Raw genomic sequence first — 10551 nt, 5'->3', positions numbered from 1 at the left:
GTTCGTCGGTTCGGGAATCTTCAAGTCGGGTAACCCGCAGCAGCGCGCCGAGGCAATCGTCAAGGCCACCACCTTCTTCGACGACCCGGACGTGCTCGCCAAGGTTTCTCGCGGACTGGGCGAAGCTATGGTCGGCATCAACGTCGACGAGCTGCCCGTCGGTCACCGTCTCGCTGAGCGCGGCTGGTGATTTTCCCGAGTCGGTAATCCGGCTAGGTTTCTGACCTTCAATCCCTAGGTCCGTTGGGGTTGACCATGGTCGGTGTGGCGGCGGTGGTTGCAGAAGCGGCCCCCGCCGCCGCTGTGTTCGTCGGGCTAGCGTTCGAGTGTGGCGAGAACCTCGGGATTCGAGCAGCCGTTCGCGAATCCGCTTATGCGTTTGTCGATATCGCGGCCGAGCACTCGCACTCCGATCGTTTCAGCGATGGGAGCGAGCCATTTCGGACGACACGTGAAGCTATAACGCCACGTCGCGACAGTTCTGTCGGGATCGCCGTCCACGGGTACGAAGCGCCATCCGGCGGCTAGATTTTCGAGAAACCATGGTCCCTCGATCATCTTCATCCCGACATTGGTAGGAGGATTGAAAGACACGTATTGGCTGATCATTTTCAGATGCCAATGGTGGTGGGTCAGGGTCCGAACACCACGCGCGGGTTCGTCGGCTCCGTCCAGAAAACTTTGCGACGCAATGAACGGATCCCACAGCAATCGAGTCGTTCCTGTGGTTTGAGAGACAGCGAAGGCGATCTGAGCGCTTACCGGGATCTCGACACTCGACTCGATGACTGGCATGAGCTCATGCTGCCACGAGCGAGGCTAGTCTCACGGTTGTGAACGCTCGAGAGAAACCTATGATCAATTCCGGAATCGGCGACATGCTTGTCACCTCCAGATCCTTCGTCGAATATGTCGCGATGTTCGCCATCACCGATGCCGATCTTGCCGGCACAATTCTGGATTGCCCGGCAGGCGCCGCGTCGTTCAGTGCCGTTGCCAGAGAGCGTGGAACTGCCGTGACGGCCTGCGATGTGGCATATGGCGATATGGCCCGAACCGTGGCGAATGCGCGAGCCGAGGCTGTTCGCGGTAACCAGTACGTCCAAGCGAATCCCGAACAATTCGCTGGCCAATTCTTCACCGATGCCGATCACCATCTGAGTCATCGACTGCAGGCGTCTGAGGACTTCGTCAGGGATGTGGCGGAGAATCCTGACTCGTATGTTGCTGCCGCACTTCCTGATCTGCCGTTCGATGACCGTTCCTTCGATCTGGTCCTGTCGTCACACCTCCTATTCACCTATGGTGATCGGTTCGACCAAGCGACTCACCTGCAGTTCGTTCGTGAACTGCTCCGAGTGGCGCGGAAAGAGATACGGATCTTTCCCTTGGTCTCCCATGTCACCCACCAGCGATATGAGCATCTTGATGAGCTCCGGAAGGTGCTGCATGCCGAAGGGGTCGAAACCGAGATCGTCGCGGCGGACTACGACTTCGAGATGGATGCTCAGGAAATGCTCGTCTGCATCCGTTGAAATGATTTCTCGGCTCTGCCGAGTGGCGCGTCCTGTCGAGAAAGCGCCGACTAGGGGGTGGCCGATCGGGCTGTGCGACTGGCGGTTGTTCAATTCCCGATAGCATGGCTCCGTTAGGGAACTCGAGACGGAAATGGTGCCAGCTGTGATCGGATTGGGTGACCTCGAGGCAGCAGTCATGGAGGTGCTGTGGGGAGCGGACTCGGCACTCCGAGTCCGAGACGTGATGGACCGACTCACGCCTCCTCGTCCACTTGCGTACACCACCGTGATGACGGTTCTGGATAACTTGCACTCCAAGCACATGGTGACCCGTGAGCGGAACGGACGTGCGTACCGTTACCGCGCCAGTCGGTCACGGGAGGAGCAGGCTGTCGAACTGCTCCGCGAAGTGCTCCGCTCCAGCGGGAATGCTGAACAGGTCATGCTGCACTTCGCCAGGTCGGCGAGCGACGAAGAATCCAAGATTCTTCGCCGCGCGGCGCGCAGAACGTCGAAGCACAAGTGATTCTCGCTGCAAGCCTGTGCGCGGCCGCGCTCGTCATCGGCGTCACGGCACCGCGCTATCTCCGACCGTTGCTGTCACCCACCCGCAACCCGAGCCTCGCGCTCTCGGCTTGGACGATCTCGCTGGTTCTTTTTGTACTTACGCTGGTAGCGACCCCGGTCGCGCTGGTAACACGGCCGGGGCAGTACATGCCGCGCCTGCGATCACTGGTACTGACCTGCGCCGAGTCACTGCAGAACGACGATCAACTTGCGTGGATGCCCTTCGCGCAACTGGCCCTTGTTTCAGCGGCGATCGCGCTTGTACTTCGGATCGGATTCATTGGATTCACGTTGGTCTCACGCCACCGACAGCACACTGCTCAGCACCTGGCGATGCTGAAATTGGTGTGCCATAAAACATCTCGCGATGGTGTATCGGAAACACTGTGGCTGAAGAGTGACCGCCCGGCGGCATACAGTATCGCAACCGGTCGGGGCGTCGTCGTTGCGACCGACGGGTTGTCTGCTCTTACGCCGCAACAGCAGCGGGCAATACTTGGGCACGAGCGTGCGCATTTACGTGGCAGGCACCATCAGTTGGTGTTGTTTGCCGAAATTCTCAGTGCAGCACTACCGTTCGTTCCGTTGTGCCGACAAGCGCCTGATTGGCTTCGTGTTCTGACGGAACTGGCGGCAGATCGTCATGCCGCCCGCGAATTTGGGGCCGAGGCAGTTCGATCTGCGTTGGTGCGGTCATCCGGGCGTCGCGTCGATAGTCGGCATGATCCGCTGGGCAAGACATTCCGTTCGCCGACAGCAGTATCGGATCGGATTCATTGGCTCGACGCGATGCCGGAGCGAGGACATGTTTCGTCTGCCGTCGACTATCCCGTGGGTGCACTGCTATCGGCATTGCCGTTGTTTCTTGTCATCGCAGTGGGTTTCGGCTCGGTTGCCCTTTTCTGTCTCACCTGACGGTGGCCAGGTCAGTTGTGCATGTGTCGTCAGAGCAATCGCGTCGGCGCCACCGATAGGTTACGGCCACGGTGAGTAGGATAAGCGAAACCACTGCGAGTATGGGCTGAATTGGCGCCCAGATCCCGAGTGCCCCAGAAACTCCGAGCGCCGCGACGACGAGTTTGTTGCATACCGGACAGCCGACTGCGAACAACGCGAGCGCAACCCCTGCGTACGTCTTGGTTGGGCGTTCTTCACTGCGCTGTGGCGCTTGGATTCCGAACCAGGCAGCGGTAAGCAGCACAGTCGCACCGAAGACCGGGTACTCCCACCAGCGAACAGGGATCTCTCTGCTGAACAGGGCTGTATCGACGATATCAGTGGGAATCCCGACGATGAGTGCCGTCGCCGCTCCCGCGACAGCGGCGCGCAGCCAGTGGGATCGGGTACGAAATTTTCGTTCGGTAACGGCGTTCTGCGGGGAATCTGGGGCGGGCATGGAGTCCTCTCCGGCGGTGGATGGCGCCTTCGCCAACTACTAAGTAGCTTAGTAGTTGTACTACTATCCTTGATAGTAGTTAAGCGTGCGTACATGCCAGTCAGGTCGAGAGGTTATCCGTGGGAGCAACACGCAAAAAGCCTGGAATCCGTCGAGAATTCTGGTTGATCGGAATCCTGGCAGTGGTGGCTGTCGTGCTCGGCACGGTGCTCGTGATCGGCAACAACGGTGAAGAAAAATCAGGCGAATTGACACCGCCGGCTGTGGCCAAGGTGGGTCCCGCCGGAGATCACTCACGACGTATCAGCGGCGACCCGCTGGCCGTCGGCTCCGTGGACGCGCCAGTTTCGCTCGTGGTGTATTCCGACTATCGATGCCCATTCTGTGCGAAGTTCAGTCGCGACACTGAGCCCGCGCTGATCGAGAAGTACGTCAACGATGGCGTATTGCGAATGGAATGGCGCGATCTGCCGATCTTTGGTGAACAATCAACTGCGGCAGCGCGGGCCGGTCGCGCTGCGGCCGCCCAGGGCAAGTTCTGGGAGTACAACTCGGCCTTGTATTCGCAGGCCCCTGATCGAGGGCACCCCGACCTCGCCGCGGCAACACTCCATGACATTGCCGCCAAGGCCGGTGTACCCGATCTCCAGCAATTCCACGCTGATGCCGCAAGTTCGAAATTTGACGAAGCGATTTCGCGAGACATGTACGAAGCCAAGATGATCGGCATTTCGAGCACTCCGTCGTTTATCGTCAACGGCACTCCCGTCCTCGGAGCGCAACCTCTGACGACCTTCGAACAGGTAATTGATCGGGCTGCGGGATTCTAGCGGCTAATGACGAATATCGGATTGGTCGGAGCCTTCTTCGGCGGCCTGCTTTCGCTGGTCAGCCCCTGCTCGGCACTGTTGCTGCCGTCATTCTTTGCCTACGCGTTCGACGGGATCGGACGCCTCGCGATGAGGACCGCTCTCTTTTACGCAGGTCTGGCTACCGTCCTCATGCCGCTCGGTGCGGGACTCGGCATGATGGGGTCCGTCCTGGTCGAGCACCGGACGCTCATAACCCTGATCAGCGGCGTCGTTCTGATCGTCCTCGGTGTTCTTGCAGTTCTGGGAAAAGGCTTTGCCTTCGCGCCGGCCCAACGAGCGTCGCAGTCGATCACGGTGTCGGGTTCAGTGTCGGTCTTTGTGCTCGGCGCGGTGTACGGGTTTGCGGGATTCTGCTCAGGCCCGTTGCTTGGCGGTGTTCTCACTGTTGCAGTTTCCGGTGGTTCAGCGGGGTACGGCGCGGTTCTGATGGCGTTGTACGCCTTGGGAATGGCGATGCCGTTGTTCCTGCTTGCCCTGGTGTGGGACCGCTTCGATCTCGGTCGGCGAAGCTGGCTTCGAGGGCGGTCGATAAAGATCGGTCCGCTGACCACGCATACAACATCGCTGATCTCAGGGTTGCTGTTCATAGCCATCGGGATGCTGTTTTTGTTCACCGACGGAACGGCGAATCTCGGCGCACTGATGGGCGTCGATGAGCAGTTCTCACTGCAAGTCGCCGCCGGCAATGTGGCAGAGAAGGTTTCCGATCTCGGCATTCTGCTGGCGCTAGTGCTGGTAGCCCTCGTGGTGCTGACGGTTCGACTTATCCGACGGATGCGGGCAGATGCAGCTGATACCGCCGACGAAAACGAATCTGAGGTGTAGCTTCAAGTGCGGGGAATCTGACCCAAAAAGCAGGCAGCCCTCAATGTTTCACCAATATTCGGACTTTTCCGACCACTTTGCTGTGGCCATTGTCTCCGAACATAGTTTCGAATACGGTGGAGGAATGTTCGAGTCGGGGGTGGGAAACTACGGCCTGTCAGCACCGCTGACCGGTACCGAATCCGATTGCGCCCTCATCGATCTCATCTCCGACCTGCATTCCTGTGAAGCGAAGTTGGTGGAACGCAAACTTGCTGCGGTCGCGGAGTTCTTCACCCGGCGTAGTGCCGAGCGCACCGCCACCGGCACCTGGTCGTCCACAGCGCACGAATTGGCGGAATCGGAAATCGGCGCGGTGCTCACGATGGGGCGTGCCGGCGCCGGGAAACTTATCGGACTCGGATTCGCGTTGAAAACCCGTCTGCACCGCACCCGGGCGGCGATGGCGCGCGGAGAATTGGATCTCTATCGGGTCTCCTTGATCGAATCCGCGACCGCGAACGTCTCGGAGGAGTTGATCGACGAGGTGGAACGCGTTGTCCTGGAACAAATCTTGGCTCCGGCTGTGGATGGTGGGACGGGGTTGACGGGTCGGCGGTTGACGGGCGTGATCGATCGGATCGTGGCGCGGGTGGATCCGGAAGGGATGCGGGAGCGGCGACGGCGTGCGTTGGCGGAGAGGTTTGTCGGGGTCAGTGCGATGGAGGACGGGATGGCCCGGATCGTGGGAAGTATCCCGGCGGAACAAGCCCGACTGTTCGACGGCCGGTTGCGAGAGTTGGCTCTCTCGGTGTGCCGACATGATTCGCGGACGTACGAGCAGCGTCGGGCGGATGCGTTGGGTGCGTTGCTGGATGGTTCGGCGGTGTTGCCGTGTGACTGCGGAAGAGTTGATTGCCCGCAGGACCGTAGTGGATTGACGGTGGTGCGTCGTCCGTTGGTGGTTGTGGTGATGACGGAGTCGACGTTCCAGGGTGGTGGCTGTGGCACTCCCGGCGGCGATGAACCGGCGCATCTGGACGGGTACGGGGCGATCAGTGCCGAGCACGCGCGGGACATCGCGAAGGACGCCATCGTCAAGGAGGTGCGAGTGCCGGCAGAGGAAGTCCCGGCATCGGCGTTCGTCTACCGCCCCGGCACGGCACTCGATACGTGGCTGCGGGCGGCGGCGGGGAGTTGTCAGTGGTTGCACTGCGATGTCCCGGCGTGGAATTGCGACCTCGACCATCTGGTGCCGTTCGATCACGCCGATCCTGCTCGCGGCGGGAAGACGACCGCGTCGAATCTGTCGGCGTATTGCCGGAATCATCATCGGCTCAAGCATTCCGGGCATTGGTTGCATACCCCGAACTCCGATCGGACGGTTGGCCTGGTTTCTCCGACGGGGCATTGTTACCGGACCCGGGCGGCGGGATTGTTGGCGGAGATACCGGATCCGATCCCGCCGGAGGGTGGGCCCAGGAGGCGTACGAGGTTGGAGAACAAGCCTGCCCGGATCCGGGGTGAACGCCGTCGTCGGCGTGCGCGGATGGATGTTCGGCTCGAAAAGTTGGCGCGGCAAGAGCGGCGGCTGGAAGTTCGGAAGCGGACTCGGCTGTTGCAGCGGTTGATGCGGGTGCGTGCGAGGGTGGTGGGGCGTGTGGTTGTGGTGCGTGGGCGGAAGCCTGTTGATTACGGGGATGATCCACCGCCGTTCTGAAGTGTGGTCATTCTTAGGCGATTTACGGAGGTGAGAGGCGCTGCGGTCGAGATAATTCGGGAGACCAGTGTGCACTCTTGTGACAGGCTCGGATGATGAATACCGAGGAACGCGACGAGTTGGCGGGTGACAGCCGTCCGACTGCAGATAATGGGCCGTTCGCCTTGACTGTCGACTGGGAGATCTCCACAGTGACGCTTCGTCCAGACGAACCGGGCGCATGTGACTACGACTGGGAATCCGGACCGAACAAAGGGTACGGATTTTCAAGCTCTCGGCACGTGGCCTATGGCAGCGTTCTGGACCTAGCGAACTCACCAACCGCTGCACTTGAGCCCGCCACGATTGACGAGCATCGCGAGTCGATCCGCGACTTCCTCCTCCAGATCAACCCCGCGACCGGATACATCGGAGCCTAGCTACAGTTCGTCATGCCTGAAATTGCCAGCCGATGTCGCACCCAACCACCGCCGCGTCACATCGTCTACGAAGCTCTCGTTAGTCCTGATCGTGACCCCGCGCGTCCGTGGCTCATCCTGCACGACGACGAGCTGCGACCCACGATCGCAGAAGCCATCGAACCGGATCTCGTCGTATGGACCTCGATCTGGCCGTCCCGCCCAGATGCACGAATCCGCTTCGATTTCGCTGGTCCACCGAATGGCAGCGTGAACGAACTCATCAATCAAAACCTGCGCTTCACTTTTGGTCAGTAGCGAGATGGGGAACGTCTCCGCGCTATCGTTCTGCGTACTCAGCGATCAGTGTCGTCGTGCGAGAAGTGAGTTCATCGATAGATCCCGTCCACCCCAGGACCCTCATTGCCGCGTCCGCGATAACGTCGGGAGACGGTGGGGTGCCGGCGCTTTCCGCCTCGACGTCCGACCTTGTGTTGATCACGGTCTCGACGAGACGGAACGGCAACTGAGCGGTACGGATGTCGACATCGCGCCGTGGATCGATCTGAACCAGCGCGTCCTCGGCGAATTCGGTGTAGAGGTCCATGAGTATCCTGCGTTGGGCGCGGAACGGCTCGAACCGTTCGGTTCGCAGCTCAGGTAGTAGGTACAGGGCGCCGAGATTCCATCGCGAGGTCGCCAGTTGATGGGCGTCGAACCATGTCAGGGCGTACATACGCACGGTGGCAGGTTCCTCACTCTCCGATAGTTGCTGTGCGAATGCGACGGGGGAGGTGACCGTCTCTACGAGCAGTGCTGCCAGCAGGTCTTCCTTGTTCGCGAAGTGGTGATAGAGAGATGCCTGTCTGATGCCCACCGCATCGGCGATCATCCGCGTCGATGTGGTGGTGAACCCGCCGGTTGTGAAGAATTCGGCCGCCGCATCCAGAATCTCGTCGCGTGCAGTTGCTCCGGGACGCTTGCGTGTCGACAGCCTCGGACGGCCCGCTCCGGTAGTGGTCATCACACCATCCTTCCATCACGGCGGTCCACGAGCGCGCGTCGCAGCAGCGGGATCAGCGGGCGCGGCGACGGTGCGCCGGTGCGGCGGAATGGGGCCGAGTCTTGCGAGCTGGCAACCCATTCCGCCGCATCGATGCTCGACAGGTCCAGGAGGAATCTGGTCGATCTGGTGAGCTGGTGCAGCAGCAGGGTGCCGGTGCGGCCGTTGCCCTCACGAAAGGGATGCGCATGGTTGTAGGTGACGTAGACGGTTGCCAATGCGTACGCGAGGCGGCCCCGGTCGACGCGATGCCAGTCCGTCGCGGCTACCGCGATCTCGACCTCACGCAGGTAGCGGCCGATCGCCCCGAGTGGTGCGAAGGTGTCGCCGTTCTTGGTGATATCGACGATGCGTTGTTGCCCCGCCCAGCCGAATACGTCGCCGAAAACATGCCGGTGCAGCCCGAAGATATGGTCGGCGTCCACCAATCGTGGCGACGGTACGGGCCGAAGGTGGGCCTGTAGCAGCCGGGCTGCCGTCGCGGCGAACTCGACGTCCCGCAGTTGGGCAGAGTCCCGAAATCCGAAGTTGTTGCGCAGCACAGTGGTTCCCGTGACCAGGTACGGGCGGGGTAGCGCTATTCGTCGTCGCCGGTGCGGGACCGGTCGAGCGGCGGCGTCTCGGCGGTGACGTTCGATGTAGTCCTCGTACGTGAGTGTGCCGGTGGCCAGTTCATTCAGATCGGTCAGGATTTCGCGGTGTGGCTGCCATCCCTCGAGCCGTTCGGCGGCCACGGTCTGACGGACCGCGTGCCGCTGTGTGGCGGTCAGTTCCGTCATGCGGGTGGTCCCGCGTAGGCGAGTTTGCGCTGCACCCCGGCGATCTCGCGAACCGCACTCGCGAGCAGGCTCCGATGCAGCGGTGTCAGGGAGTCCAGTTGGGTGACGTCGGTCGGAGTTTCGCCGCGGTCGATCTGCTCGCACTGGTGCCGCAGCCGGATCTGGGCCAGCGCGTCGAACGACTCCGCGAGCACTGCTGCGTCGTCGTCCGGCAATACCCCAGCGCCGGCTGCAGTTCGCAACCGAACCGCGGTGGACGGGTCGGTGCAGCCGGCCGCCAGCCCGGCCCAGCGCGCGATGTTCACGATCGGCATGACGCCCTGCGCTTTGATGTCGACAGTATTGGCTCGGCGGGTGAGTCGTTCGCGAAGCGAGTGCATCCGGGCCTTGCCTTCGACGGCGTCCTTCAGCAGCAATCGCAGTGAGTCCGGACCCAGTCGCTCGAAGACGGCGGGGGACAGGGCGAGCCGGTTGTGGCCGAACGCGACGCGGCTGTCGGCGAGCAGCGACACCATGACTACGCCCTGATCGGCGTACGGATCAGCGAGCCAGCCTTCCAGCCCGCGCAGCCAATCGGATTCGGAACGAGCGAACCTCGAACTCGACGCAATCGCCCCGTTGGCGTCCGAAGGGAGCCCGCAGCGTTCCAACAGTGCATGCACCCGATTTCCGTACCCGAGTTCGCGAGCCTGCCGTTCCGGATTGCCGTCTGCCCAGATCAGGGCGCTGTCGACGTCGGAGCTCGGCATGGCTTCGCGGCGGGCGATACTGCCGAGAGAGAGCCAGGTGGACCCTGAATCCGCGAGCAGAATGGCAGCGCGGGTGACAGTGGCGTCCATGATCACCGACGTGATGGCGCTGACGTCGAGCGCCGCTATTCGCGCTCGCCACAGTCCGACCACGAGCTCCGGTATCCGCGCCGTCGCAGCCACCAGTTCGTCCGCATCGGCCGCGCGGGAAATGCTGCCTCGCAGTAGGAATCCGCTCCGAGTAGCGGTAGCAAACAGGTCGGCGTCCTCGACCACACCCAAGACGTCCCCGCGTTCGGACAATATCGGTAGGTGCCGGATGCCACGTTCGAGCATGTCGAGCAGCACGTCCGCGCCCAGTCTGTCGGCGGTCGCCGTCTGCACGGGGGTGGTCATCACCTCGGCGATGGGAGTTGTCGTACCAAGCCCGGCAGCGACGACCCGCCGGCGCAGGTCTCCGTCCGTGAAGATGCCGAGCCGGCCGTCGCCGAGTGGAACGAGTACGTAGCGGCGGCTCGCGGATGTCATGGCGCGGGCGGCGTCGGCGGCAGTTGCTTGGGGCGTGCAGGTCAGTGCCGGTCCGCGCAACAGCTCACCGACCGGGCGCATGGATGGATCGCGGACGACGTTCATGTCCTTCATCTAAGGCTGTGCCGCGTCGCCCCGCGTCACCGACTGCCGCTGTG

Annotated in this window: 13 protein-coding genes and 1 pseudogene; 9 read left to right on the top strand and 5 right to left on the bottom strand. The window is 61.9% G+C overall.

Features of this window, described 5'->3' with window-relative positions; genetic code table 11:
• Positions 1 to 190, top strand: a pseudogene (locus tag QM600_RS11690) (pyridoxal 5'-phosphate synthase lyase subunit PdxS); the annotation flags it as partial.
• Between the two features lie 125 nt (positions 191 to 315).
• Here the strand turns inward: QM600_RS11690 and QM600_RS11685 are convergent.
• On the bottom strand, positions 316 to 795 hold the full coding sequence (locus QM600_RS11685; RefSeq protein ID WP_283261622.1) for an SRPBCC family protein: 480 nt from the start codon (positions 793 to 795) through the stop codon (positions 316 to 318).
• Between the two features lie 59 nt (positions 796 to 854).
• On the opposite strand from QM600_RS11685, the gene QM600_RS11680 reads away from it, so the two are divergent.
• The 3 genes from QM600_RS11680 to QM600_RS11670 all read left to right on the top strand — a co-directional run bounded on the left by QM600_RS11680 (position 855) and on the right by QM600_RS11670 (position 2999).
• Positions 855 to 1535, top strand: coding sequence for a methyltransferase domain-containing protein (locus QM600_RS11680; protein WP_283261621.1), 681 nt, complete (start codon positions 855 to 857; stop codon positions 1533 to 1535).
• Between the two features lie 136 nt (positions 1536 to 1671).
• Positions 1672 to 2043: a BlaI/MecI/CopY family transcriptional regulator gene (locus QM600_RS11675; protein WP_283261627.1), complete on the top strand. Its 372-nt coding sequence runs from the start codon at positions 1672 to 1674 to the stop codon at positions 2041 to 2043.
• Positions 2040 to 2999 carry a M56 family metallopeptidase gene (locus tag QM600_RS11670; RefSeq protein WP_283261620.1) on the top strand — a complete coding sequence of 320 codons (960 nt, stop codon included), beginning with the start codon at positions 2040 to 2042 and terminating at the stop codon, positions 2997 to 2999. The genes QM600_RS11675 and QM600_RS11670 overlap by 4 nt, the downstream gene beginning before the upstream one ends.
• Here the strand turns inward: QM600_RS11670 and QM600_RS11665 are convergent.
• Positions 2992 to 3480, bottom strand: a complete 489-nt coding sequence (locus QM600_RS11665) for a hypothetical protein (protein ID WP_283261619.1) — start codon at positions 3478 to 3480, stop codon at positions 2992 to 2994. The genes QM600_RS11670 and QM600_RS11665 overlap by 8 nt on opposite strands.
• A 119-nt stretch (positions 3481 to 3599) precedes the next feature.
• On the opposite strand from QM600_RS11665, the gene QM600_RS11660 reads away from it, so the two are divergent.
• The 5 genes from QM600_RS11660 (at position 3600) to QM600_RS11640 (ending at position 7592) form a co-directional block, all read left to right on the top strand.
• Positions 3600 to 4310: a DsbA family protein gene (locus tag QM600_RS11660; RefSeq protein ID WP_283261618.1), complete on the top strand. Its 711-nt coding sequence runs from the start codon at positions 3600 to 3602 to the stop codon at positions 4308 to 4310.
• A gap of 6 nt (positions 4311 to 4316) precedes the next feature.
• A complete protein-coding gene (locus QM600_RS11655) occupies positions 4317 to 5177 on the top strand; it encodes a cytochrome c biogenesis CcdA family protein (RefSeq protein ID WP_283261617.1) in 861 nt (286 codons plus the stop codon).
• A gap of 124 nt (positions 5178 to 5301) precedes the next feature.
• Positions 5302 to 6876, top strand: a complete 1575-nt coding sequence (locus QM600_RS11650; protein WP_283261616.1) for an HNH endonuclease signature motif containing protein — start codon at positions 5302 to 5304, stop codon at positions 6874 to 6876.
• Between the two features lie 95 nt (positions 6877 to 6971).
• Positions 6972 to 7295 (top strand): hypothetical protein, encoded by a 324-nt coding sequence (locus QM600_RS11645; protein ID WP_283261615.1) that lies wholly within the window; start codon positions 6972 to 6974, stop codon positions 7293 to 7295.
• Between the two features lie 12 nt (positions 7296 to 7307).
• A complete protein-coding gene (locus QM600_RS11640) occupies positions 7308 to 7592 on the top strand; it encodes a hypothetical protein (RefSeq protein ID WP_283261614.1) in 285 nt (94 codons plus the stop codon).
• Positions 7593 to 7614: 22 nt separating this feature from the next.
• Here QM600_RS11640 and QM600_RS11635 read toward each other — a convergent pair whose 3' ends face one another.
• The 3 genes from QM600_RS11635 to QM600_RS11625 are packed head-to-tail and all read right to left on the bottom strand — an operon-like array spanning position 7615 to position 10498.
• Positions 7615 to 8298, bottom strand: a complete 684-nt coding sequence (locus QM600_RS11635; RefSeq protein ID WP_283261613.1) for a TetR/AcrR family transcriptional regulator — start codon at positions 8296 to 8298, stop codon at positions 7615 to 7617.
• Complete coding sequence (locus tag QM600_RS11630; RefSeq protein ID WP_283261612.1) at positions 8298 to 9116, bottom strand: Fic family protein; 819 nt, start codon at positions 9114 to 9116, stop codon at positions 8298 to 8300. The genes QM600_RS11635 and QM600_RS11630 overlap by 1 nt, the downstream gene beginning before the upstream one ends.
• Positions 9113 to 10498, bottom strand: coding sequence for a putative nucleotidyltransferase substrate binding domain-containing protein (locus QM600_RS11625; RefSeq protein ID WP_283261611.1), 1386 nt, complete (start codon positions 10496 to 10498; stop codon positions 9113 to 9115). The genes QM600_RS11630 and QM600_RS11625 overlap by 4 nt, the downstream gene beginning before the upstream one ends.
• Between the last annotated feature and the right edge of the window lie 53 nt (positions 10499 to 10551).

This window comes from Rhodococcus sp. IEGM 1379, assembly GCF_030056815.1.
Taxonomy (GTDB): Bacteria; Actinomycetota; Actinomycetes; order Mycobacteriales; family Mycobacteriaceae; genus Rhodococcus_F.
The sequence above is the reverse complement of the archived record's forward strand: the minus strand, read 5'-3'. Positions and strand labels throughout refer to the sequence as shown.

Bases quoted from the DNA above. Each gene is read 5' to 3' on its own strand.
- QM600_RS11685 (WP_283261622.1), bottom strand. From the start codon at position 795: ATGCCAGTCATCGAGTCGAGTGTCGAGATCCCGGTAAGCGCTCAGATC.
- QM600_RS11680 (WP_283261621.1), top strand. From the start codon at position 855: ATGATCAATTCCGGAATCGGCGACATGCTTGTCACCTCCAGATCCTTC.
- QM600_RS11665 (WP_283261619.1), bottom strand. From the start codon at position 3,480: ATGCCCGCCCCAGATTCCCCGCAGAACGCCGTTACCGAACGAAAATTT.
- QM600_RS11655 (WP_283261617.1), top strand. From the start codon at position 4,317: ATGACGAATATCGGATTGGTCGGAGCCTTCTTCGGCGGCCTGCTTTCG.
- QM600_RS11650 (WP_283261616.1), top strand. From the start codon at position 5,302: ATGTTCGAGTCGGGGGTGGGAAACTACGGCCTGTCAGCACCGCTGACC.
- QM600_RS11645 (WP_283261615.1), top strand. From the start codon at position 6,972: ATGAATACCGAGGAACGCGACGAGTTGGCGGGTGACAGCCGTCCGACT.
- QM600_RS11640 (WP_283261614.1), top strand. From the start codon at position 7,308: ATGCCTGAAATTGCCAGCCGATGTCGCACCCAACCACCGCCGCGTCAC.
- QM600_RS11635 (WP_283261613.1), bottom strand. From the start codon at position 8,298: ATGACCACTACCGGAGCGGGCCGTCCGAGGCTGTCGACACGCAAGCGT.
- QM600_RS11630 (WP_283261612.1), bottom strand. From the start codon at position 9,116: ATGACGGAACTGACCGCCACACAGCGGCACGCGGTCCGTCAGACCGTG.
- QM600_RS11625 (WP_283261611.1), bottom strand. From the start codon at position 10,498: ATGAACGTCGTCCGCGATCCATCCATGCGCCCGGTCGGTGAGCTGTTG.